Origin of the sequence: Luteimonas sp. RC10 (assembly GCF_014192745.1) — a bacterium.
GTDB lineage: Bacteria > Pseudomonadota > Gammaproteobacteria > Xanthomonadales > Xanthomonadaceae > Luteimonas.
Window position 1 is genome coordinate 118,924 of the sequence record NZ_JACHYJ010000006.1, and the last position, 23,993, is coordinate 142,916.

21 protein-coding genes are annotated in these 23,993 nt (G+C 69.6%); 9 read left to right on the forward strand and 12 right to left on the reverse strand.

Annotated features, from left to right (window positions below):
• Positions 1–71 precede the first annotated feature (71 nt).
• The 4 genes from flgA to FHW73_RS11800 all read left to right on the forward strand — a co-directional run bounded on the left by flgA (position 72) and on the right by FHW73_RS11800 (position 2,794).
• Complete coding sequence (flgA, locus tag FHW73_RS11785; protein ID WP_183426915.1) at positions 72–749, forward strand: flagellar basal body P-ring formation chaperone FlgA; 678 nt, start codon at positions 72–74, stop codon at positions 747–749.
• 107 nt (positions 750–856) lie between these two features.
• Entirely contained in the window at positions 857–1,174 is a 318-nt protein-coding gene (gene flgM, locus FHW73_RS11790; RefSeq protein WP_183426916.1) for a flagellar biosynthesis anti-sigma factor FlgM, read from the forward strand.
• 4 nt (positions 1,175–1,178) lie between these two features.
• Positions 1,179–1,514: a flagellar protein FlgN gene (locus FHW73_RS11795; RefSeq protein WP_183426917.1), complete on the forward strand. Its 336-nt coding sequence runs from the start codon at positions 1,179–1,181 to the stop codon at positions 1,512–1,514.
• A gap of 110 nt (positions 1,515–1,624) precedes the next feature.
• Positions 1,625–2,794, forward strand: coding sequence for an ATP-binding protein (locus FHW73_RS11800; RefSeq protein WP_183426918.1), 1,170 nt, complete (start codon positions 1,625–1,627; stop codon positions 2,792–2,794).
• Between the two features lie 18 nt (positions 2,795–2,812).
• On the opposite strand, the gene FHW73_RS11805 is transcribed toward FHW73_RS11800, so the two are convergent.
• Together FHW73_RS11805 and FHW73_RS11810 are read right to left on the reverse strand one after the other, a co-directional pair.
• A complete protein-coding gene (locus tag FHW73_RS11805; protein ID WP_183426919.1) occupies positions 2,813–4,522 on the reverse strand; it encodes an EAL domain-containing protein in 1,710 nt (569 codons plus the stop codon).
• Between the two features lie 35 nt (positions 4,523–4,557).
• Positions 4,558–5,823, reverse strand: a complete 1,266-nt coding sequence (locus FHW73_RS11810) for a sensor histidine kinase (protein ID WP_183426920.1) — start codon at positions 5,821–5,823, stop codon at positions 4,558–4,560.
• Positions 5,824–6,023: 200 nt separating this feature from the next.
• Between FHW73_RS11810 and FHW73_RS11815 the strand changes: the two genes are divergently transcribed.
• A complete protein-coding gene (locus FHW73_RS11815; RefSeq protein WP_183426921.1) occupies positions 6,024–8,768 on the forward strand; it encodes a GGDEF domain-containing phosphodiesterase in 2,745 nt (914 codons plus the stop codon).
• 258 nt (positions 8,769–9,026) lie between these two features.
• Here FHW73_RS11815 and FHW73_RS11820 read toward each other — a convergent pair whose 3' ends face one another.
• From FHW73_RS11820 to FHW73_RS11840, 5 genes are all read right to left on the reverse strand, one after another.
• Positions 9,027–9,281 carry a hypothetical protein gene (locus FHW73_RS11820; protein ID WP_183426922.1) on the reverse strand — a complete coding sequence of 85 codons (255 nt, stop codon included), beginning with the start codon at positions 9,279–9,281 and terminating at the stop codon, positions 9,027–9,029.
• Position 9,282: 1 nt separating this feature from the next.
• On the reverse strand, positions 9,283–10,476 hold the full coding sequence (locus tag FHW73_RS11825; RefSeq protein WP_183426923.1) for a methyl-accepting chemotaxis protein: 1,194 nt from the start codon (positions 10,474–10,476) through the stop codon (positions 9,283–9,285).
• 104 nt (positions 10,477–10,580) lie between these two features.
• Entirely contained in the window at positions 10,581–11,192 is a 612-nt protein-coding gene (hflD, locus tag FHW73_RS11830) for a high frequency lysogenization protein HflD (RefSeq protein ID WP_183426924.1), read from the reverse strand.
• Entirely contained in the window at positions 11,189–12,352 is a 1,164-nt protein-coding gene (mnmA, locus tag FHW73_RS11835) for a tRNA 2-thiouridine(34) synthase MnmA (protein WP_183426925.1), read from the reverse strand. Before mnmA ends, hflD begins: the two co-directional genes overlap by 4 nt.
• The gene (locus tag FHW73_RS11840) at positions 12,349–12,819 is read right to left on the reverse strand and encodes an NUDIX hydrolase (RefSeq protein WP_337245237.1); all 471 of its coding nucleotides are present in this window, start codon (positions 12,817–12,819) and stop codon (positions 12,349–12,351) included. Before FHW73_RS11840 ends, mnmA begins: the two co-directional genes overlap by 4 nt.
• A gap of 198 nt (positions 12,820–13,017) precedes the next feature.
• Here FHW73_RS11840 and clpS point away from each other — a divergent pair, with 198 nt between their 5' ends.
• Entirely contained in the window at positions 13,018–13,338 is a 321-nt protein-coding gene (gene clpS, locus FHW73_RS11845) for an ATP-dependent Clp protease adapter ClpS (RefSeq protein WP_183426927.1), read from the forward strand.
• 90 nt (positions 13,339–13,428) lie between these two features.
• Positions 13,429–15,708 carry an ATP-dependent Clp protease ATP-binding subunit ClpA gene (gene clpA, locus FHW73_RS11850; protein WP_183426928.1) on the forward strand — a complete coding sequence of 760 codons (2,280 nt, stop codon included), beginning with the start codon at positions 13,429–13,431 and terminating at the stop codon, positions 15,706–15,708.
• 93 nt (positions 15,709–15,801) lie between these two features.
• Here clpA and infA read toward each other — a convergent pair whose 3' ends face one another.
• The 5 genes from infA to trxB form a co-directional block, all read right to left on the reverse strand.
• Positions 15,802–16,020, reverse strand: coding sequence for a translation initiation factor IF-1 (infA, locus tag FHW73_RS11855; protein ID WP_047138142.1), 219 nt, complete (start codon positions 16,018–16,020; stop codon positions 15,802–15,804).
• 359 nt (positions 16,021–16,379) lie between these two features.
• Positions 16,380–17,114, reverse strand: coding sequence for a leucyl/phenylalanyl-tRNA--protein transferase (gene aat, locus FHW73_RS11860; protein WP_183427104.1), 735 nt, complete (start codon positions 17,112–17,114; stop codon positions 16,380–16,382).
• Positions 17,111–18,244: a GNAT family N-acetyltransferase gene (locus FHW73_RS11865; protein WP_183426929.1), complete on the reverse strand. Its 1,134-nt coding sequence runs from the start codon at positions 18,242–18,244 to the stop codon at positions 17,111–17,113. Before FHW73_RS11865 ends, aat begins: the two co-directional genes overlap by 4 nt.
• Complete coding sequence (locus tag FHW73_RS11870; RefSeq protein WP_183426930.1) at positions 18,241–19,494, reverse strand: DUF2254 domain-containing protein; 1,254 nt, start codon at positions 19,492–19,494, stop codon at positions 18,241–18,243. The genes FHW73_RS11865 and FHW73_RS11870 overlap by 4 nt, the downstream gene beginning before the upstream one ends.
• Before the next feature lie 51 nt (positions 19,495–19,545).
• On the reverse strand, positions 19,546–20,508 hold the full coding sequence (gene trxB / locus FHW73_RS11875) for a thioredoxin-disulfide reductase (protein WP_183426931.1): 963 nt from the start codon (positions 20,506–20,508) through the stop codon (positions 19,546–19,548).
• 254 nt (positions 20,509–20,762) lie between these two features.
• Between trxB and FHW73_RS11880 the strand changes: the two genes are divergently transcribed.
• Both FHW73_RS11880 and lolA read left to right on the forward strand, forming a co-directional pair.
• Positions 20,763–23,141: a DNA translocase FtsK gene (locus FHW73_RS11880; RefSeq protein WP_183426932.1), complete on the forward strand. Its 2,379-nt coding sequence runs from the start codon at positions 20,763–20,765 to the stop codon at positions 23,139–23,141.
• Positions 23,142–23,250: 109 nt separating this feature from the next.
• Entirely contained in the window at positions 23,251–23,895 is a 645-nt protein-coding gene (lolA, locus tag FHW73_RS11885) for an outer membrane lipoprotein chaperone LolA (RefSeq protein WP_183426933.1), read from the forward strand.
• The last annotated feature ends 98 nt before the right edge of the window (positions 23,896–23,993 follow it).

Below are 23,993 nucleotides of genomic sequence, written 5' to 3' on the forward strand. Positions count from 1 at the left end.
AAGGTGCGATGCACGCCGCGGCACGCCGCTTGCATCGCCGGCAGCATCCGTTCGTCCCAGAGGGCCCCGCCATGACCGCCTGCCTGCCGCGTCCCGCCGGAACCGCCTGGCGCCTGGCCGCTACGCTGTTGGCCTGCGCCGCAGCCGCCTCGGCCGTGGCGTCGGAGGCCTTCCAGTCGGTCGACGCGATCCGCCTGGCCGCCCTGTCGGCGGTCGAAGGCGGCGAGGCCGAGGCGTCGCTCGACCCAGCCCTGCGCATGCCGCGGTGCGCCGAGCCGCTGCAGGCCACGCGCAGCGGCGGCGCCACCGTGGAGGTAAGTTGCCCGGCCGGTTGGCGGCTGTACGTCCCGGTCCGGGTGCGGCGCAGCCAGACGGTGCTCGTGCTGGCGCGCGGCGTGGCTTCAGGCCAGACGATCGCGGCCGATGACCTCATCGCCGAACGCCGCGACGGCGCGCGTGTGGCCGGCGCCGCGGTGGCCGATCCTGCCGAGGCCATCGGTCGCAGCGCCCGCCGCACCTTGTTGGCCGGCAGCGTGCTGACCGCAGGCGACCTGGTGTCGCCGCGGCTGGTGCGCCGCGGCGACACCATCGCCCTGGTCTCGCGCCAGGCCGGTGTCGAGGTGCGCATGGCCGGTCGCGCACTCGGCGACGCCGGCGAGCGCGAGCGGGTCAGCGTCGAGAACCTGTCCTCGCGCCGGGTGGTGCAGGGCATCGTCGATCCGTCCGGCGATGTGGTCGTCGGACGCTGACCGATGTTGCGATCTGGCACCCAGCGCCGATCGGCGCTAAAGCTCCGCGGACGGCGGCCGATACCGTCCACGAACCCATTCACGCACTTCGTGTCAGGATCCCTGCCATGACCCACAAGATCGATGGACTCCAGGCGCCGACCGTCCGCAGTGCCGCGCCCGTGGCCGGCGCCCAGGTGGCCCGTGCCGGCGACAGCCGCAACAAGGCGGTCGAAGCCGCCAGCGCCACGGCCGGCGACAGCCTGCGCCTGACCGGCGAGGCGACCGGCCTGCAGGCCTTGCAGCGCGACCTCTCGACGCGACCGGCCTTCGACGAATCGCGCGTCCAGGCTGTGCGCGAGGCGATCGCCTCGGGCAGCTACCGCGTCGACGCCGAGGCGATCGCCTCGCGGATGCTCGATCTCGACGCCCGCCTGGGCGGCTGATCCGATGACGGCGGCACAGGACAGCCTGGCCCGTCTTGCGAGCGCGCTCGCCGACGAGCGCGAGGCGCTGATTGGCCACGATGTCGGCGCGCTGATGCGCTCGACCCAGGACAAGATCATCGCGCTGCGCGAGCTCGAACGCTGCCCGGCCGGCGAACTGGCCGGTCCGCTGGCCGAGCTGAGCGAGCTCAATCGCGCCAACGGCGCACTGCTGGCCCGGCGCCGCCGCGAGGTGAACTGGGCGCTGCGGCATCTCGGCCGCACCGAGAGCCTGCCCGGCTACGATGCACATGGCCGCGCCGAGCGCGATTGCCGCAGCCGCGAACTCGCGGTCGCCTGAGCGGCCGCCGCCTGCGGTTAGACCACCTGCGGTTAGAATCGCCGGGCGTCCGTAGCCGGCTCTCTGCAGTGCCCCCGATTTCCGATCCCGTTGCCGCACCGCCTCCGACCATGCCCACTTCGGTCCTGTCCTGTATCGAGGAGGGCGTCTACCTCTACGGAGGCGACGGTCGCCTGCTCTACGCCAACCCCACCGGCGACGCCCTGCAACGCCTGCATCCGACCTGGGCCGCCGACGCATGTCGGCTCGATGCGTTGCTGCCGGCACAGGCGCTGGAGCAGGCCGAGACCACCGGCCGCTGGCGCGACCAGGTCGCGTTCGGTGAAGGGACCCAGGTCGCCGCGCGGCTGTACCGGTTGGCGGCCGACGACGGTCGCTACCTGCTGGTGCTGCAGGACCCGGCCCGGCCGCGACGCGGCGACGACGAACTGCTGCAGCGCCACCGCGAGCTCAACGTCCGCTTCAATGCCGCGCAGGAACAACTGCTGCAGGCCGAGAAGCTGGCCTCGATCGGTCAACTGGCCGCCGGCGTCGCGCACGAGATCAACAACCCGATCGGCTACGTGCACTCCAACCTCGGCAGCCTGCAGGAGTATGTCGGCAACCTGTTCGCGCTGATCGACGTCTACGAGCGCGCGTTGCGTGCCGACGATCCGCAGGCGATGCGCGCGGAGATCGACGCCACCCGCGAACGCCTGGATATCGACTTCATCAGCCGCGACCTGCCGCAGCTGTTGACCGAGTCGCGTCAGGGCATCGAACGGGTCACGCGCATCGTCCGCGACCTGCGCGACTTCTCGCGTTCGGATCGCGAGCATGCCTGGCGCCTGGCCGACCTGCATGCCGGGCTCGAATCGACGATCAACATCGTCTGGAACGAGCTGCGCTACAAGGCCACGCTGGAGAAGGACTACGGCACGCTGCCGATGGTCGAGTGCCTGCAGTCCGAGCTCAACCAGGTGTTCATGAACCTGCTGCTCAACGCCGGCCAGGCCATCGAGACCCAGGGCACCATCGCGGTGCGCACCGGGCACGAAGGCGAGGAGGTCTGGGTGGAGATCGCCGATACCGGCAACGGCATCCCGGCCGAGATGCTGCAGCGGATCTTCGATCCGTTCTTCACCACCAAGCCGGTGGGCAAGGGCACGGGCTTGGGATTGTCGATCTCCTACGGCATCGTCGCCAAGCACCATGGCCGGATCGAAGTGGACAGCACGCTAGGCGCCGGCAGCCGCTTCCGCATCGTGTTGCCGCTGCGCCAGCCGGGCGCCCACGCCTGAGTCGATCTGGCGCCGCGCTTACTCCGCGCCGTCGCGCCCGCGCTGCATGTCGTAGGTCCGAAACGCCTGGCGGATGTGGTCGCGCAGCACGTTGTCGTCCCAGGGCTTGGTCAGGAACCGGTAGATCGCGCCGCGGTTGATCGCCTCGGTCACCGTGGCCAGGTCGGTATAGCCCGAGAGCACCAGGCGGATGGTGTCGGGATAGAGCATCTTCACCCGGCCCAAGAACTCGGTGCCGTCCATCTCCGACATGCGCTGGTCGGACAGGATCACCTGTACCTCGTTGGTCGCCAGCAGGCCGAACGCATCGCGCACGTTGCCGGCGGCCAGAATCCGGTAGCCGTCGCGGCGGAACAGCCGTACCAGTGCCCGCAGTACGTTTTCCTCGTCGTCGACCAGCAACAACGTGCGATGTGATTTGGTCGCGGTGAACAGTTCCGGACGCAGATAGCGGCGACGCAGCGCCTGGCCCGCGGTCTCGGCGCTCATCGGCTCGCCGAACAGGTAGCCTTGGAAGTAATCGCAGTCGGCCCGGCGCAGGAAGCCGAGCTGGGCTTCGGTCTCCACGCCGTTGGCGATCACCTTCATGCCCAACTGATGACCCATTGCGATCAGCGCGCGCACGATCGCCGTCTCGCGGCTGCCCGCGGGCGCGGCGTTGATGAAGCTGCGGTCGATCTTGAGGATGTCGGCCGGATAGCGCACCAGCGCGCCCAGGCTGGCCTCGCCGGTGCCGAAGTTGTCGAGCGTGACCCCGATGCCTTCGTGGCGCAGCGTCGAGACCGCCCGATGGACGACATCGATGTTGGCCCCCAGCGCCCGCTCGTTGAGCTCGAGCACCAGCGAGGACGTCGACAGTCCGGCCTGCTGCATGCGGCCCAGCAGTCGGTCGACGAACGCAGGATCGAGCAACTGCTGGGTGGTGACGTTCATGCCGACGAAGAAATCGTCGAAGCCCTGTTCGCGCCAAGCGCGGATCTGCGCGACCACGCGATCGAGCATCCAGTTGCCGATCTGCAGGATCGCGCCGATTCGTTCGGCGGTCGGCAGGAAACGCTCGGGCAGCAGCAGGCCGAGCGTCGGCGACTGCCAGCGCAGCAGCGCCTCCATGCCGATCACGCGCCCGTCGCGGGCGCTGATCTTGGGCTGGTAGCGCAGCCGGAACTCGCCATTGGGCAGCGCCTCGAGAATCTGCCGGCCGATGCCGTTCTCACCCTGGCTGCGATCGGCGGCCGCATTGCTGTGCAACTGAACGTGTTCGTAGACCGCATGCGAGGCGCGGCGCACGGCGTTCTCGGCCAGTTGCAGCAAGGCCGAGGGCTCGGTGCCGTGCTGCGGGCACAGGCTGACGCCGATCTTGGCATCGAGGAAGAGCGTATAGGGCAGAACCTCGAGCGGGCGCTCGATCTCCTCGACCAGGACCTCGGCCAACGCCTGCGCCGAGGCGGGCGCGTCATCGGGCAGCCAGGCGGCGACGACGAACTCGTCACTGCCGTGGCGCCATACCGTGCCCTGTTCGCCCAGGCTGCTCTGCAGCCGGGCGCCGACCGCCTCGAGCGCGGCGTCACCGACGTCCGCGCCCATGTTCTGGTTGACCGAGGCGAAGTGGTCGATGTCGACATGCAGCAACGCCAGCGCGCCGCTGCGGGTCCTGGCATCGCGGATCATCTGCGCCAGGGCAGGGTGACCGGCACCCAGGCGTTCGAGCGGCGCGGAGATGGGTTGCATCGTGCGAGTCTACCGGGTGTCCGCGGCCGGCGTGGTCACGAGGCGACAGCGACGTCGTAAGGCAGTCGTGCCTGGATCCGGGTCCCGCCGGTCTGCGAGGACGTCGCATCCAAGTGGCCGCCGACGCTTTGCGCGCGTTCGCGCATGATCACCAGGCCCAGCCCTTTGGGCGTGCCCGCCGGAAAGCCGACGCCGTCGTCGCCGACGTCCAGGCACAGCGCGCCCGCGTCCTCATGCAGCCGCAACGCCACCCGGCTCGCGCGCGCATGGCGGACGACGTTGGTCAGCGCTTCCTGCGCGATGCGAAAGCACGCCTGCTCGACTTCGCGGGCCGGCCGGCGCGTCAGCGTCGCGATCTCGACTTCGGCCTGCAGGCCGGAATTGCGCAGCAACCGCGCTGCGTGCGCGCGCAGCGCGGCTTCCAACCCCAATGCATCGAGCTGCGGCGGGCGCAGCAGCACCGAGATGTCGCGCAGGCGCTCGATGGTCGTGTCGGCCAGCATCGCGATGTCCTCCAGGTCGTCGCGGCGACGCAGCGCGTCGGTCTCGACCAGCGCACTGCCGGCAGCCAGCTTCATCGCGGTGACCGATTGCCCGATGTCGTCGTGCAACTCGCGCGAGATCGCGCGGCGCTCGTCCTCCTGCAGCGTGAACATGCGCGCCGCGAGCGCACGCAGTTCGGCGTTGCTGACCGCCAGGGCATCGCGCATGCGCTCCACCTCGCTCAGGTCGCGCAAGACCACCAGCACGCAGTCGTTGTCTTCGTAGCGCGTGCGGCTGGCGGTCAGCGAGGCGCGAAAGCCGGTCGCGTCCCGGCGCCGCATGCGCGGTGTTGGCGCGTCGCCCGCGTGCCCGGGATCGGCGAGCAATGCCTCGAGCGCCGCCCGGTCCGCGTCCTCGACCAGCGTCGCGACGTCGACCCCGGCCATCGAGCCGGCATAGCCGAACGCGGCCGCGCAGGCGGCGTTGGCGTGGCGGACCTGGCCCCCTGCGACCAGCAGCGTGCCGTCGGGCAAGCGCTCCAGCAGCTCGCGCAGTTCTCGGTCGCGCTCGATGCGCCGGGCGCCGGCGAGCGCACGCTCGTGATTGCGGACCAGGCGGTCGGCCTGGCGCCGCAGCCACCAGCCGGGCAGCCCGGCTGCCGGAATCAGCAGCAGCGCGGCGACCAGCAGCCGGCCGTCGAACGGGCCGGCATCGGGCAGCGACGCAGGCAGCACGGCGCAGATCGCAAGCCACGCCAGCCCGCCGAGCAAGCAGCCCAACCAGACGCGGCGGCCGAATGCGGCGAATCGGCGGCGCAACGCCTCGTCCTGGCGCCGCGCGGCGCGGACGTTCGTGTTTCCCGACCCCATTTGACCGGCTGCCCCGTGCATCGTTCGCTCACGAGTCTACCGGGCCGTTTTCGACAGCGCTCAACTTCGTCCGAAGGTCGCCGCTAACGGACGGTGAGCCAAGTCGCGATCCGCGACATGCCAAGCCGACACGGAGCGAAGCGGTCCAGATGGATGCCGGCGTCATCTCGAGTCTTCTCGATCACCCGCTCTCCGACGGGTTGTTGCTGCTCGACCGCGGCGGGCGCTGCCTGGTCGCCAACCCGGCCGCCCGGCGGCGGGGCCTGGACCGCCTGGTGGAGCTGCACGCGCCGTCGTTGTCGCTGCTCTATGCGCGACTGCTCGACGGCGAGCAGGCGATTGCCTGCGAACTGCCGGGGCCCGATGCCCCGTTGTACGGTCGGTTGTCCGCGATCTCGATCGATGGCGCCGGGCCGATCGCGTTCTCGTTGAGCGTGAGTCTGTCCGAGGATGTCGAGGACTGGCTGGAAGCAGCCGAGGCGGGCGGCCACGCCCTGTGGCTGTGGGACGTGCGCCACGACCAGTTGCGTGGCTCGGGCACCTGGCATGCGCTGGTCGGCCATCGCGATGGCGCGCCGCTGTCGTTCGAGGAGATGAGCCGGCGCGTGCACCCGGAGGACCGCGGGCGGATGCGCGAGGCGATCGGTGCCTATCTGGCCGGGCGCGAATCGTCCTATCTGTGCGAGTACCGCTGCCTGCAGCCGGCCGCGGGCTGGCGCTGGGTGCGCGACAGCGGCCGGATCATCGCCCGCGATGCCCAGCGCGCACCGCTGAAGATGGCTGGCACGCTGACGATCATCGACGATCAGAAACAGCTGGAGCAGCGCCTGCGCGAGCAGCGACGCCTGGTCGAGGACACCCAGCGCCTGGCCGGCATGTCGAGCTGGAGCTGGGCCCCCGCCTCGGGCCTGGTGCATAGCGCACCCGAACTTCGGCAACTGCTGGGCGTCGGCGACGGCTGTTCGTTGCGCGTGTGGCTGCGCCGCATCCCGCGCGCGCAGTTCCCGATGCTGCGGACCAGTTGGCGCTGTCTGCGCGAGTGCGCCAAGCCGGCCCATTTCGACCTTCTGGTCGATGGCGTCGCCGGCCCGGCGCACCTGCAGATCTGGGCCTCCCCCAGCGGCGAGGAGGACGAGCGCGGCTTGCCGGCGCGGGTGCTGGCCCAGGTCCAGGATGTCACTCGACAACGGCATGCCGACGCCGAGGCGCACCGGCGCGGCGACCTGCTGCGACGCGTCGCCGAGCTCGGCCGCATCGGCGGCTGCGAGGTCGACGCCGCGACCCGCCGCCTGCACTGGACCGGCGAGTGCGCCGGCCTGCATGGTCGCGAGGGCGAGTCGCTGGCGCTCGACGAACTGCTGCGCCACTACACCACCGAATCGCGCGAGATCCTGCAGGTGGCGATGAGCCGCACCGCGGGCGGCGCGCCCACCCAGACCATCGAGCTGTGCTTCTACCGGCCCGACGGCGCGCAGGTCTGGACCCAGGCGGTGGTCGATTACGAATCCGGCGACGGCCGGCCGGCGCGCTGGCTGGTGCTGTTCCGTGACATCTCCCGCGAGCGCGCAGCCAGCGAGCGCATCGAGCGGCTGGCGCATTTCGACGCGCTGACCGGGCTGCCCAACCGCACCCGGCTACGCCAGGACATCGAAGCGGCGCTGGTCGCCAACGCGGCCGCCTACCAGGCGCTGCTGCTGCTCGATGTCGCCGGCTTCGGTGGCATCAACGAGGCCCACGGCCATGCCGCGGGCGATGTCGTGCTCAAGGCCATCGCCACCCGGCTGCACATGCTGGTCGACGCCGGCGACCTGTTCGGGCGCGTGGGCGCCGACGAGTTCGTGGTGCTGCTGCAGCAGGGCGAGAGCCGGCACGATGTCGCCAGCAGTGCGCAGCGGATCGTCGCCGGGCTCTCGGATCCGGTGCCGGTCGGCGGCGAGATCCTGCGCTTCGGGATCAGTGCCGGCATCGCCGTGCGGCCAGCCGGGGTGGGGTTCGACGAGCTGCTGCGTGCCGCCGGCGTCGCATTGCACGGCGCACGGCAGGGCGGACGCAACCGGGTCGAGTTCTACAGCCCCGATGCCTGGCGGCTCGCCCGGCGGCGGCTGGATGTCGAACACGCGCTGCGCGGCGCGCTCGAGCACGAGGAATTCACGCTGGCCTACCAGCCGCTGGTCGACATCGCCCGGCGCAGCGTCTCGGGCGTTGAAGCGTTGTTGCGCTGGCAGCACCCCGAGCTCGGGGTCTGTCCGCCGGACGAGTTCATTGGCATCGCAGAGGCGACCGGCGACATCGCCGCGATCGGCGATTGGGTGCTGCGCGAGGCCTGCCGCCAGGCGGCGGCGTGGGAAGCGGCCGGCATCGCATTCGGCCGGATGTCGATCAACGTCTCGGCCGTGCAGTTGCGCGATACCGCGTTCGCCAGCCGGGTGCTGGCCGCCTGCGCTGAAGCCGGCTGGCCGCCGGCGCGGCTCGAGCTCGAGTTGACCGAATCGGCGCTGTTGCACGACACCGAGGCCTTGCGGGCCTGCTTCGACATGCTGGTCGGCGCCGGTGTGGCGCTGGCCATCGACGACTTCGGGACCGGGTTCTCGAGCCTGAGCTATCTGAGTCGTTTTCCGGTGGGCCGACTCAAGATCGACCGCAGCTTCATTTCCGAGCTCGGCGGCTCGCGGCGTGCGGTCGAGGTCGCGCGCGCGATCATCCATCTGGGCAAGGCGCTGCGCATGCAGGTACTGGCCGAGGGCGTGGAATCGATGGAGGACGAGCGGTTGCTGCTCGAATACGGCTGCGACGAAGTGCAGGGCTACCTGTACTCCCGCCCGTTGCCGCCGCGCGAGATGGCGCGCTGGTTGCTCGCGCATCACCAGGCCGTCGACGGCGCCACAGCGCGCTGATCGAACCGCGGGGCGAGCGAAAACCGGGGTCAGAGTGCAATTTTGCGAGCCAGAATTGCACTCTGACCCCGGTTTTGCGAGGCGTCGTGTTGAGGACGAGACGGGCGCAACATCGGTGAGAAGCGATCCGGCGCGCGGACGAGGGCGCATCACTTGCGCGGCGCATCGGCCTTTGAATTTGGATGCCGACGCTCGGGATTTCGTTGGCGAGCGCGCTGGATTCGGCGGCGCGCCCATCCGCGTCGCGCAGCGCGACGCTCAGTAGCCGGCGGCCAGGTCCCAGGCAATGCTGGCTTCGATCGGGTCGGGCGCAGGGGCCTGCGCGGCCGCCTGGGGAGCGTGATCGAGCAGATCGCGCAGTTCTTCGTGGGCGGCCGCTTCGAGCCGCTGCAACAGGTCGGCCGGGATCCGGCTGACGGTGGCATCGGCTGGCGCGCTCGTGCGCGGCAGCACGTAGGCCCCGGTCGGAGCCGGGGCCTGCGGGGATGTGCTGCTGGCAGAGCGCGGGTCCAACTCAGAACAGCTCGACGGTTCCTGCGCCCATGCTTTCCTGCGCGACCGGCTTGTGCGGTGGCTTTTCCCAGGTCGAGCGCGACTCGCGCAGGCGCTGTCCGATCCGCTGCAGCGCCCGCATCATTTCGTCGTCGAGTGCGCCGCCATTGCGATGCAGGATCTCCTGCAGGTCGATCGCTTCGCGGTTGATCGCGCTCAACCGTTCGAGGTGGGCATGGACGCCGCCCAGGGCCTGGGTCGCGATGTCCTCGAACTGCAAGGCCCGCACGGCGTCGCCGACGCTCGAATCGATCGCACGCCCGCACTCGGAGATCTCGCGCATGCCGTCGCCGAGCGAACGGTTGATCGCGGCCACCTGGGTCAGCATGCCCGCCGCCTCGGCGCGCGCGTCGCGCGAGCGGTCCAGGTCGCGCGAGGCCATGTTGGAGACCGTGTCGCGGACCTTGGCGATGGATTCCTTGGACGAATGCGCCAGCTTGCGGATCTGTTCGTTGAACGCGGTCGAGCGTTCGGACAGGTTGCGGACCTCGTCGGCAACCACCGCGAAACCGCGGCCGGCTTCGCCGGCGCGGGCGGCTTCGATCGCAGCGTTGAGCGCGAGCAGGTTGGTCTGGTCGGCGATCGACTTGACGTCCTCGAGCAGCGCGAAAATGCCGTCCAGGTGCCCGGCCATCTCGTCGATATGCGACACGGTGGTCACGCTCTGGCCGCTGACCTGCTCCAGGGCTTCGACCAACTGTTCCATGCGCTGGCTGGCGTGCTGGGCGAAGCGGGCGACATCGGCCCCGCCCATGCCGTCCTGGTCGCCGGTGTGGTCGAGCAGCCGCCCCATGGCCTGCGCCTGCTGGCGGGACTTGCGGTTCATCGCATCGAAACTGCTGCCCAGCGCGCTGACCGCCTGGCGGATCAACTCGCGCGCCCGCTCGATCTCGACCCGCGAGCCTTCGATCTCCGCGCCGACGAACTGGCGCAGCTCGGTCAGCAGGTGGTCCTGCTCTTTGAGCACGCGCACCTGTTCGGGCGAACGCCGGGTTTCGCGGCGCAGCAGCCACAGGCCCACGGCCAGCCAGCTGGCGGTGAGGGTCAGCAGGATCGCCCATCGCGCAGGCGCCGCCCAGCCGAGCGCGAACGCCAGCGGCAGGAGCAGGGTCAGCGACAACGGCGCGGCGAGGCGGATCAGGATGCGTGCGTACATGGCGCTCTCAGGGAGGTTCTCACGCTCCCGGTATCGGCACCCGGTGGCTGGCCTTTAGCCAACTGCCGACACCGCATGCGCATCGGCGCATGCGGATGTCGAGATCAGGGCACGCGCCGTGCGATCGATTCGAGCATGCGACCGCGCGCGAGCAGCAGATCCCACTGGGTGCCGCCGAGCTGGCGCCAGAGCACCGTTGCGCGCACCGCCGCCAGCAAGAGCGCGCGGATCTCGGCGACCACGCTGGCCTGGCCCAGGTAGTGCGGTGCGCCCTGGACCATGACCCGCGGCCGCAACTGGCTGATCGTGTCGGCGTACAGCGCGCCCAGCGCGAGCAGCACGTCGGGATGGGCGGCGCCCAGCGACTCGGCCTGCGGCGCGATCCGGCGCAGGCCGGCGCTCACCGCGTCGATGACGTCGGGCTCGGCCGAGAATCGCCGTTCGAGCCGCATCACCGACATCGCGAGCTTGGGCACGCCCTCGTCGTGGGGCTGGCGGGTGAGGATGTCGCGCAGCAAGCGCAGCCCGGGCTGCAGCCGCGGTACACCACCGTAGACGTCGGCCACCGAGTCGGCATCGATGCGGAAGACGCTGTCGATGACGGTCTGCGCCGCGTCGCCGCGCGACTGGCCGGACTCGGCGGTGGTACGGACTTGCTGGAGGGCCTGGGCGAGCGCGGCGAGCGCGAGCACCCGATCGTCGAAAGAATCGCTCATCGGACAAGTCTAGCGTCTGCGGCGCGATCCGGCCTGCTTGCGGCATCTGCGGCCATGCTCGTCGGCGCGTCGGTCGCCTCGATGACCGCGCCGCCCAGACAGCGCTCGCCGTCGTAGAGCACCAGCGACTGCCCGGGCGTGACCGCGCGTTGCGGCTGCGCGAAGTGCACCGTCAGCGTGCCGTTGTCGCGCACCTCGACCTCGCAGGGTTCGTCGGGCTGACGGTAACGGGTCTGCGCGCTGGCCACGAAGCGGGCAGCCGGCGGCGCACCCGCGATCCAGTGCGCCTGCGCAGTCCAGGTCGTGCGCGACATCAGCCAGGGGCTGTCGCGCTGCTGGTCGACCACCAGTACGTTGTCGTGGACGCGCTTGTCAACGACGTACCAGGGCGCGGCGGCGAAGCCGCGCACGCCGCCCAGTTGCAGGCCCTCGCGCTGGCCGAGGGTGAAGAAGAACACCCCCGGATGCCGGCCGACCACCCGGCCATCGGGCGTCTGGATCTCGCCCTCGCGGGCGGGCACATAGCGCGCGAGAAAGCTGCGGAAGTCGCGTTCGCCGATGAAGCAGATGCCGGTCGAGTCCTTCTTCTCGGCCGTCGCCAGGCCATGGGCACGGGCGATCTCGCGGACCTGCGACTTGGGCAGGTCGCCGAGCGGGAACAGTGTCGCGGCCAACTGTGCCTGACCGAGCTGGTGCAGGAAGTAGGTCTGGTCCTTGCTGCGGTCATGGGCGCGCAGCAACTGCCAGCCGCTGCCGTCACGTCCCACGCGGGCGTAGTGCCCGGTCGCGATCCGGCTTGCGCCCAGCGCGTGCGCGGCATCGAGGAAATGCCGGAACTTGATCTCGCGGTTGCACAGCACGTCGGGATTGGGCGTGCGCCCGGCCGCGTACTCGGCGATGAAGTGGGCGAACACACCGTCCCAATACTCGCGCGAAAAGTCGCGGAAATGGATCGGCAGACCGAGGCGGCCGGCCACGGCGACCGCATCGCGGCGATCGTCCTCGGCGCGGCAACCGCCGCTGCCGTCCTGGGTGTCGTCGTCGGCCCAGTTCTGCATGAACAGACCGGCGACCGGCGTGCCGGCATCGCGCAGCAGCAGCGCGGCGACCGACGAATCGACCCCGCCCGACAGCCCGACGACGACTTCCGGCGCGCTCATCGCAGCTGGCGCAGCAGCGACAGCGGGTGGCGCTGTCCGGCCAGACAGTCGGCGACGACCTGCCAGACCAGCGGGCTGCGGTGGCGCGCGGCTTCGGCGCGCAGCGCCTCGGGCGTGAGCCACAGTGCCTGGACGATGCCGTCGTCGAGCGTGCGGTCCGGGTCGTGGGCCAGCGGCCTGGCGACCACGGCCACGCGGATGAAGTGGCGGCCGTCGGCCTCGCCCGGGCGCGGCGGGGATTTCCACTGGTACAGGCCGATCAGCGCGGTCGGCTCGACGGTCCAGCCCGACTCCTCGAGCGTCTCGCGCACCGCCGCATCGACCAGCGCCTCGTCGGGCTCGAGATGGCCCGCGGGCTGGTTGAGCACCAGCCGACCGTCGACCCGCTCCTCCACGCACAGCACCCGGCCGGCATCGAACACGACGCTGGCCACGGTCACGTCGGGCTGCCAGAAGCGCCCGCTCACCACACCGCCCCGACGACGGGTCGCGTCGCGGCCGCACGCGGTCGGCAACGGGCCACGAGCCCGCCGGGCGCAACACGGACAGGGGCGGGGAACGGGCGGGGCGGGAAGCGAAGGCGCATGGGGATCGGGGCGGGGGACTGGCGGCATTGTCCCCCCGGCGCTCCCGACGCGTCCATCGCCGGCGCTTATAATTGCGCCATGAGCCGCAGACACCAGCACGAGCACGACCACGGCACCATCGTGGAGACCAGCAGGCCGGAAGTGGCGCCACCGCCGCTGTATTCGGTGCTGCTGCTCAACGATGACTACACGCCGATGGATTTCGTCGTCGAGATCCTGACCCGGTTCTTCGCCCTCGACATCGAGCGCGCCACCCAGGTCATGCTGCACGTCCATACCCGCGGCCGCGGGGTGTGCGGGGTCTACAGCCGCGAAGTCGCCGAGTCGAAGGTCGCGCAGGTGAACGAATACGCACGACTGAACCTTCATCCCTTGCTGTGCACGATGGAGAAGGCCTAATAAGAGCCGGCTGACAGGACCGGGGCAGGGATGGAAAAGCCGGGTCCGGGCCCCCACTCAGGGTTGCAGTGATTCCGGAGGCGCCGCCCCATGTTCAGCAAAGATCTCGAGTTCACGATCGGCCAGTGCTACAAGCGCGCCCGCGAGGCCCGCGACGAGTACATGACGGTCGAACATCTGCTGCTGGCCCTGCTCGAGAACCCATCGGCAGAGTCGGTGCTCAAGGCCACCGGTGCCGACTTCGCCCGGCTGCGCGGCGATCTGGAACAGGCCATCCTGACGTCGGTGACCAAGCTCGCCGATGAGGACACCCGCGACACCCAGCCCACGCTGGGCTTCCAGCGGGTTCTCCAGCGCGCCGTCTACCACGTCCAGTCCTCCGGCAAGAAGGAGGTCACTGGCGCCAACGTGCTGGTGGCGATCTTCGGCGAGAAGGACTCGCACGCGGTCTACTACCTCAACCAGCAGGACGTGACCCGGCTGGATGTCGTCAACTATCTGTCGCACGGCATCGCCAAGACCGGCGGCGAGGAACCCGAGAGCGCGCACGAGGACGGCGCGGCGGGCGCAGGCGGCGAGGGCGAGGGCAAGGGCGACGCGCTCGCCGAGTTCGCCAGCGACCTCAATGCCGCCGCGCGCGAGGGGCGCATCGATCCGCTGGTGGGTCGGGCCGAGGAGGTCGAGCGCACGATCCAGGTGCTGTGCCGCCGCCGCAAGAACAACCCGCTTTACGTCGGCGAGGCCGGCGTGGGCAAGACCGCGATCGCCGAAGGCCTGGCCAAGCGCATCGTCGACGGCGAGGTGCCCGAGGTGCTGAGCGAGGCGACGATCTATTCGCTCGACCTCGGCGCGCTGGTCGCCGGCACCAAGTACCGCGGCGATTTCGAGAAGCGCCTGAAGGCGGTGCTCTCGGCGATCAAGAAGCATCCCGGCGCGATTCTGTTCATCGACGAGATCCACACCATCATCGGCGCCGGTTCGGCGTCGGGCGGCACGATGGACGCGTCGAACCTGATCAAGCCGGCGCTGTCGTCGGGCGATCTGCGCTGCATCGGCTCGACGACGTTCCAGGAATACCGCGGCATCTTCGAAAAAGACCGCGCGCTCGCCCGGCGCTTCCAGAAGATCGACATCGTCGAGCCGACGGTCGGCGAGGCCTACCAGATCCTGCTGGGCCTCAAGCCCAAGTACGAGGCCCATCACGACGTGACCTACGCCGACGACGCTTTGCAGGCGGCGGTGGACCTGTCGGTCAAGCACATCGCCGACCGGCTGCTGCCCGACAAGGCGATCGACGTGATCGACGAGGCCGGCGCCCGCCAGCGGCTGCTGCCCGAAGGCGTGCGCAAGGCGCTGATCGATGTCGAAGAGGTCGAGACGATCGTCGCCAAGATGGCGCGCATCCCGGCCAAGCAGGTCAGCGCGACCGACAAGGACGTGCTCGAGCACCTCGAGCGCAACCTGAAGATGGTGATCTTCGGCCAGGATCCGGCGATCGAGACGCTGACGTCCGCGATCAAGCTGGCCCGTTCGGGCCTGGGCGATCCCGACAAGCCGATCGGCAATTTCCTGTTCGCCGGCCCCACCGGCGTCGGCAAGACCGAGGTCACGCGGCAGCTGGCGCTGCAGCTGGGCATCGAGCTGGTGCGCTTCGATATGTCCGAGTACATGGAGGCGCATTCGATCAGCCGCCTGATCGGCGCCCCCCCGGGCTACGTCGGCTTCGACCAGGGCGGGTTGCTGACCGAGAAGATCGTCAAGACGCCGCACTGCGTGCTGCTGCTCGACGAGGTCGAGAAGGCGCATCCGGACATCTTCAACATCCTGCTGCAGGTCATGGACCGCGGCGTGCTGACCGACACCAACGGCCGCGAGGCGAATTTCCGCAACGTGATCGTGGTGATGACCACCAACGCCGGGGCCACCCAGGCTTCGCGCCGGTCGATCGGTTTCATGCGCCAGGACCACAGCAGCGATGCGATGGAAGTGATCCGCAAGAGCTTCTCGCCGGAGTTCCGCAATCGGCTCGATGCGATCGTGCAGTTCCAGTCGTTGGGCCTGGACCACATCCTGCGCGTGGTCGACAAGTTCATGATCGAGCTGGAGAGCCAACTGCACGAGAAGGACGTCACGCTCAGTGCCACGCCGGCTGCGCGCGACTGGCTGGCCCAGCACGGGTTCGATCCGCAGATGGGCGCGCGCCCGATGTCGCGGGTGATCCAGGACAAGATCAAGCGGCGCCTGGCCGACGAATTGCTGTTCGGCAAGCTGATGGGCGGTGGCCGCGTGGTGGTGGATGTCGAGGACGGCGAGCTGACGGTGCAGACCTTCGCCGAGCCCGAGCGCCTGCTGACCGCGACCGTGGAGTAAGGCGCGTGTCGACCCGGTTCGCCGGGTGGCGCGCGCAACGCGAAAAGGCAGCCGTTGGCTGCCTTTTCGTCGTCCAGCGACAGAGCGTGTCGCTTACTTCATGCGGTAGGTGATGCGACCCTTGGTGAGGTCGTAGGGCGTCATCTCGACCTTGACCCGGTCGCCGGTCAGGATGCGGATGTAGTTCTTGCGCATGCGTCCGGAGATATGCGCAATGATTTCGTGGCCGTTCTCAAGCTTGACGCGGAACATGGTGTTCGGGAGCGTCTCGGAGACCGAGCCTTCGAATTCGATGACGTCGTCTTTCGCCATTCGTGTTGGGTACTCGTCGTTAGGGAGCCGCGCTGAAGCCGCGCCGGCAAAGTCGGGTATTGTGGCACGGCCGGCGCGCTGATGCAAAAGGCTGCGTTTCCGTTCGGAATCTTCTTGCTGCTTGATCGAAGCGCTCGGCTTCGGACACTGCATCGCGCCGGCCGGGGACTGCTTACCGGCTCGGTCAGCCATCCTGGCTGACTCGCCGTCGCGGGCCATCCTTGGCCCGCTATCGCAGTCCCCGACCAGCACGACGCACGGAAGGCTGCAGGATCGTGACTTCTTTGTGCCAGCGCTTCGCTTTTCCGGGAAAGCTTCTGAAGGCCGCCGGGCCCGTTGGCGGCCGTGCCCTCGTCAAGTCAGGCGAACGTCGCGGCAGGCTGGACGCCGAACGCCTGCGTCCAGGCCCCGGCGACCGGTGGCGGCTGTTCGACCAGGGCGGCGATCGCCTCGGCGAACCGAGGTCTGGGCCATTGGGTCGCGCCCAGTGACTCGAGGTGTGGATTGCCGACCTGGGCATCGATCAGTGGCATCTGCCAGTCATGGAGCTGTCGGGCGAGGGCGCCGAGGGCCAGCTTGGAGCCGCCCGAGGCGCGGCTGAACATGCTCTCGCCGAAGAACATCCGGCCGATCGCGACCCCGTAGATGCCGCCGACCAGCCGGTCGCCGTCGAAGACCTCGATGCTGTGGGCCAGGCCTGCGCGGTGCAGCGCGGCGTAGGCCGCCTGCATGGCGTCGGTGATCCAGGTGCCGTCCTGGCCAGGGCGTGGGGCTGAGGCGCAGGCCGCGACGACGGCCTCGAATGCGGTATCGGCGCGGACCTGCCAGTCGCTGCGCCGCAGCTGGCGCACGAAGCGCCGCGGCAGGGTGAACGTCGCGGTCTCGAACACCGTGCGCGGGTCGGGCGACCACCACAGGATCGGCTGGCCCTGGGAGTACCACGGAAAGATGCCTTGTCGGTACGCATTGGCCAGCCGGGTCACCGACAGGTCGCCGCCGAACGCCAGCAGACCGTCCGGGCGACGCAGGGCCGAGGCCACCGGCGGAAACGGCGCCAGCGGGTCGTCGTCCAGCTGCGGCAGGTGCAGGCTCAGCGCAGCGCGTCCGCGCGGAAGGGGCCAGTCGCACCCAGCGAGGCAGCGTAGCCGCGGATCGCCTCGGCTTCCTGCGCGCACCAGTCGCGCAGCGCCTCGCGGAAGCGCGGGTCGGCGATCCAGTGGCGGCTGTGCACGACCGTCGGCAGGAAGCCGCGCGCGAGCTTGTGTTCGCCCTGCGCGCCGGGCTCGAAGCGGGCCAGGCCCTCGCGCAGGCAGTAGGCGATGCCCTGGTAGTAACAGGTCTCGAAGTGCAGGCCGGGCAGGGCGATGCTCGCCCCCCAGTAGCGGCCGTACAGTGTATCGCCGCCGCGCAGGCACAGCGCGCCGGCGACCGGCACGCCGGCCAGCTCCGCGAACACCAGCACCAGTTGCCGCGGCATCGTGCGCGCCAGGTGGCGCAGGAAGTCCAGCGTCAGCGCCGGCGAGTTGCCGTACTCGGCGAAGGTCTGCAGGTAGAAACCGTGCATCGTCGCCAGGTCGTCGTCACGGGCCTCATCGCCGTGCAGCACCCGGAAGGTGACGCCGGCGCGCGCGACCTTGGCGCGTTCCTGGCGAACGTTCTTGCGGTGCTTGTGGTCCATCGCGCCAAGATAATCGTCGAACGTTGCCCAATCGCCAGGGTTGCGCCAGTGATACTGCACGTCGATCCGCGGCAGCCAGTTATCGTCGAAGGTGCTGGCCTCGGCGTCGGTATGGAAGTTCACGTGCGCCGACGACAGTTGCGCAGCGTCGATCTGGTCGCGCATCGCGGCGAGCAGCGCGGCCTTCGCCGCAGGGGTGCGCGCCAGCAACCGGGGCCCGGTCACCGGCGAGTAGGGCACCGCGCACAGCAGCTTGGGGAAGTAGTCCAGGCCGTGGCGGGCATAGGCGTGCGCCCAGGCGTGGTCGAAGACGAACTCGCCGTGGGAGTTGGCCTTCAGATAGGCCGGCGCCGCCGCGACGAGCCGGCCGTCGTCCCACAGAGTCAGGTGATGCGGGGTCCAGCCCCAGTCCTCGCGCAGGCAGCCTTCCGATTCCAGGCCCGCGAGGAAGGCATGCGAGACGAAGGGATTGCCGTCGTCCGACAGCGCATCCCAATCCTCTGCGGTGATCGCATCGAGGCGGTGAACGATGCGCAGCGTGCTCACGCGCCCCAGACCTTCGCCGCCGCGTCCCGTAGCGCCGCGCGGTCGCCCTCGAAAGCCATCGCATCGAGGGCGCGGGCCAGTGCCTGCGCCGCCTGCCGGCGCGCCGCGGTGGCGAACGCCTGGTTGCCGGTCGCCGCGATCGCCGCCAGGCCTTTCTGCAGGCGGATGCCGACTTCCAATAGGCCCGCGCCATCACGAGCCAGCAGCGGAAACACATCCTCGAAGACATCGTCGATCGCGATCGATGGCACGAACACGCGCGCATGGTGCAGGCCGTCGCCGGCCGTGTCCGCGGTCGCCCATTCGCAAAGCAGCCGGGTGGCCGTGCCGACGACGTCGATCGCGGTGCCGCTGTCGTTGGTCGCCGGCGACAGCGCGCGGCTGCCGATCTCGGTCAGCACCACCAGGCCATAGCGCGGATCTTGGTCGAAGTTGCGCTCATCGCCGATCGTGAAGGCCTCGCGCAGGGCCTCGAGCGTCTCGTCGTCCGGCCGCGCGCCCTCCACGACCAGCAGCGGCCGGCCGGGGGCTGCGAATGCACCCGAGCGCGACAGCACGTGCACCACGCATGTCCGGTCGGCGGCGATCTGCACCAGTCGTGCCACATCGACGTGCTCGACGTAGCCGACGCGGTCGGCCTCCACTGGATGGCCGCCGTCGGGCGCGCCCATGCCGGGTGCACCACCCAGGTGAGGCGCGCGTAGGTGTGCCTGGATCGCGCGGCGTGTCGCGGCCTCGACCAGGTTGATCGTCGCGCCCAGCCGTCCGAAGCTCGACAGCTGCTCGATCCAGCGCAGCAGCGTCAGCGTGATCAGCACGATCACCAGCACGGTCGCGGCGAACAGCACCACGCGTCCGCTGTCGCCGTACAGGCCGGTGCTCAGCGCGATCAGGCCGACCACCGAGAACAGGAACGCACCGATGAACGTCGCCAGCGCGCTCTGCGCCGCACTGTCGGCGATCAGCAGGCGGGTCGCCCGCGGGGTCGCGCCGGTCGAGGCCGAACTGTAGGCCGAGACCATCGTCGACAGCGAAAACGTGGTGACCGCGAGCATCGAAGCGGCCAGGATGCTGAGCAGGTTGCCGACCGAGTCGGCACCTATCCGGCCGGCCAGCGACTCCGGGATCCAGGTCTTGACCAGCGCGCCGACCAGCGCGGTGACCACGCCGAGCGCGCAGTACACGGTTGCGCGCACCCACATGCGCCGGCCGTGCCGGCGCGCGAACAGGCGCAGTTTTTCGAAGGTCATGGCAGGCGGCCGGCCGCCTCGGGCGCGGCCACCTGCGCGACCCAGCCGCGATCAGCCCTGCTGGTCGAGGAAGCGTTCGGCATCGAGTGCGGCCATGCAGCCGAAGCCTGCCGAGGTGATCGCCTGGCGATAGTGCTGGTCGGTGACGTCGCCGGCGGCGAACACGCCCGGCACATTGGTCGCGGTCGCGTTGCCGTCGATGCCCGACCGGATCTCGAGATAGCCGTTGTGCATCGCCAGCTGGCCCTCGAACAGGGTTGTGTTCGGCGTATGACCGATCGCGACGAAGAAGCCGTGCACATCGAGATCGCGGGTCGCGCCGTCATGCACCGATTTCACTCGCAGCCCGGTCACGCCGGCGTCGTTGCCCAGCACTTCGTCGACGGTGTGGTGCCAGACCGGCTCGATCTTGCCGGCCTGGATCTTCGCAAACAGCTTGTCCTGCATGATCTTTTCGGCGCGCAGCGTGTCGCGGCGGTGCACCAGGTAGACCTTGCGGGCGATGTTGGACAGGTACAGCGCTTCCTCCACCGCGGTGTTGCCGCCGCCGACCACCGCCACGTCTTGGTCCTTGTAGAAGAAGCCGTCGCAGGTCGCACAGGCCGACACGCCGCGGCCCTTGAAGGCCTCTTCCGACGGCAGCCCCAGGTACTTGGCGGTCGCGCCGGTCGCGATGATCAGCGCGTCGCAGGTGTACTCGCCGCTGTCGCCCTTGAGCCGGAACGGGCGCTGCGACAGGTCGGCGGTATGGATGTGGTCGAACACGACCTCGGTGTCGAAGCGCTCGGCGTGCGCCTGCATGCGCGCCATCAGGTCCGGGCCGAGCAGGCCGTGGGCATCGCCCGGCCAGTTGTCGACTTCGGTGGTGGTCATCAGTTGGCCGCCCATCTGCATGCCGGTGACGACGACCGGTTTGAGGTTGGCGCGCGCCGCGTAGACGGCGGCGGTCCAGCCGGCGGGCCCGGAGCCCAGGATCAGCAGACGGATGTGGCGGGGGCCGTTCGAAGAGCTCATGTAAACTCGCGGTTGATCGCACTGCGGCGCGTGTGGCGCATAGCTTGGCGTCCCGCCCCCTGCAAGACAAGGCGCGCTGGAGGCCGCCACGCGCAACGCTGCGTCCGTCGTCGCGCCGCACGTCCTTGCTGGCCGGCGCTGGCCCCGGAGACGCGCAAGGCGCGTGCTGCCGCGGTCCCAGGGCGCGCTGCAGCCGGCCCGGTCTTGGCGTAATATCAACAACCTGTATCGAATTCCTCAGGTAATTACCCACGGTGGCACGTCCGCTCTCAGATCGCGTCAAGCGCGCCCGCGGCGCCGAAACGGCCACCGCGAAGGCGACGGCCGCCGCTGCGCCCAATCCGCGGCGCCAGCGCCTGCTGCGCGACATCGCCCTGATCGTCACTGCGCCGCTGTTGCTGTACCTGCTGGCGTGCCTGGTCACCTACTCGCACACCGATCCGAGCTGGTCGACCCAGGGCGGGGTGGTGGCGACCGAGATCCACAACGTCGGCGGACCGGTCGGCGCCTGGACGGCCGACATCCTGCTGCAGTTGTGCGGGCTGATGGCCTACCTGCTGCCGCCGATCCTCGGTGCCGTCGCCTGGATCGCGCTGTTCGGCATGGACGCAGGCAGCGAAGGCCGTGCCGACTTCGGCCCCGCGCTGCGGCTGGTCGGCATTGTCGGCTTCCTGATCTCAGCTGCGGGCCTGCTGGCGCTGCGGTTCGATGTGCTCGCCGGTTACCCCGCTGGCGGCGGTGGCATCCTCGGGCGGCTGGTCGGGCGCTCGCTGTCGGGCGCCTTCGGCCAGGTCGGCGGCAACCTGTTCCTGATCGCGCTGTTCCTGGTGTCGGTGACGCTGGCGACCGGTCTGTCGTGGTTCGCGCTGATGGACCGCATCGGCGGCTGGATCCTGAAGTTGCCGCCGCTGCTGCGCCGGAGCAGCAAGCAGGCCACCGAGTGGAAGGCCGCGCGCGAGCATCGCGAGGAGCGCACCGAGGCGCGCAAGATCGAGACCGAACTGCGGGCCAAGCGCGCGCCGGTCAAGATCGAAGCGCCGGTGGTTCCGCCGGTGGTCGAGAAAAGCGAGCGCGCCAAGCGCGAGCAGCAGATCCCGATGTTCCACGGCGTCAATGCCGACGGCTCGGACGTGCCGCCGCTGTCGCTGCTCGATCCGCCCAAGCCCCAGCCCAGCGGTTACGACGAGGCGACGCTCGATACGCTGTCGCGGCAGATCGAGTTCAAGCTCAAGGACTTCCGTATCGACGTCGAGGTCAAGGAGGCCCAGCCGGGCCCGGTGATCACGCGCTTCGAGATGGAGCCCGCGCCGGGCGTCAAGGTCAGCCAGATCAGTTCGCTCGACAAGGACATCGCCCGCGGCCTGTCGGTCAAGGCCGTGCGCGTGGTCGACGTGATTCCCGGCAAGTCGGTGATCGGCCTGGAGATCCCCAACGTGCGCCGGGAGATGATCTATCTCACCGAACTGCTCGACTCCAAGGAATACGACAAATCGGCCAGCCCGTTGACGCTGGCGCTGGGCAAGGGCATCAGTGGCAATCCGGTCGTTGCCGACCTGGCGCGCATGCCACACCTGCTGGTCGCCGGTACCACCGGCTCGGGCAAGTCGGTCGCGGTCAATTCGATGGTGCTCAGCCTGCTGTTCAAGGCCTCGCCCAAAGACCTCCGGATGCTGATGATCGACCCGAAGATGCTCGAGCTGAGCGTCTACGAGGGCATCCCGCACCTGCTCGCACCGGTCGTCACCGACATGAAGGAGGCCGCCAACGGCCTGCGCTGGTGCGTGGCCGAGATGGAGCGCCGCTACAAGCTGATGAGCGCCGTGGGCGTGCGCAACCTCGCGGGCTTCAACAAGAAGGTCAAGGACGCACAGGACGCCGGCCAGCCGCTGTCCGACCCGCTGTTCCGGCCCAACCCCGAGAGCGGGGAGGTCGCCGATTTGCTCGAGCCGCTGCCCTACATCGTCATCTTCATCGACGAATTCGCCGACATGATGATGATTGTCGGCAAGAAGGTCGAAGAACTCATCGCGCGTCTGGCGCAGAAGGCCCGCGCCGCCGGCATCCACCTGATCCTGGCCACGCAGCGGCCGTCGGTGGACGTCATCACCGGCCTGATCAAGGCCAACATCCCGACCCGCATCGCCTTCCAGGTCAGCTCCAAGATCGACTCGCGCACGATCCTCGATCAGTCCGGCGCCGAGACCCTGCTCGGCAACGGCGACATGCTCTACCTGCCGCCGGGCACGGCGATGCCCGAGCGCGTGCACGGCGCCTTCGTCTCCGACGATGAGGTGCACCGCGTCGTCGAGCACCTCAAGCAGAGTGGCAAGGCCGAGTACATCGAAGGCGTGCTCGACGAGGTGCAGACGATGGGCGACGGCACCGTGGTCGGCGCGACCGGTCTGCCGGAAGCCAGCGGTGGTGGCGGCGACGAGAGCGACCCGCTGTACGACGAGGCGGTCAAGATCGTCACCGAGACCCGACGCGCGTCGATCTCCGGCGTGCAGCGTCGGCTCAAGATCGGCTACAACCGCGCCGCGCGTCTGGTCGAGGCGATGGAGATGGCCGGCGTGGTCAGCCCGCCCGAACACAATGGCGACCGCAGCGTGCTCGCACCCCCGCCGCCGCGCTGACGGCTGAACCGCCGATCCGCCGTATGCGCCTGATGCGCGCGTGTCGGCATCGCATTCAGGCAACGATTCGCACACTCATCGCCACGATTCGATCACCCGAGGTCCAAGGATGCGTCCGATCTTCCGTCATTCCCGCTGGCTCGTCGCCGCGTCCGTGCTGGTCGCAGCAGGGCTGGCCCAGGCCGCCGACGCACGCGCCCAGCTCGACACGTTCACCCGCGGCCTCAAGGGGCTGGAGGGGCAGTTCACGCAGCAGGTCAGCGACGGCAATGGCCGCGTCAAGGAAAGCGCGAGCGGCACCGTGGCGCTGTCGGCGCCGCGCCTGTTCCGCTGGGAGTACGTCAAGCCGTACCCGCAGCTGATCGTCGCAGACGGCAGGACCGTCTGGGTCTACGACCCCGACCTGCAGCAGGTCACGCGCCGTTCCCAGGGCAGCGAGGAACAGGACAGCCCGCTGGCGGCGCTGATCGACCCGTCGCGGCTCGACCGCGACTTCGTCGTCGAACCGGCGGGCGAGCGTGGCGGTCTGTCGTGGCTGGAACTGCGGCCCAAGCAGGCCGAGGGCGCCGCGTTCGAGAATGCGCGGCTGGGCTTCGGCAACGATGGCGGCCTGGCACGGATGGAGATCCTCGACAGCCTCGGTCAGCGCACGACCATCGGCTTCAGCGGCTGGAAGCGCAATCCCACGTTCGCCGCCTCGACCTTCCGCTACACGCCGCCGGCCGGCGTCGATGTGGTGGGCGGCGACGAATAGTCCGCGCGGCCCCATCGGCTGATCGATGCCGCCGTCGCACGGGTTGCGACGGCGGCTTGCTATCGTGACGGCCCGTTTTCTGTCCCACGCCTCTGCCT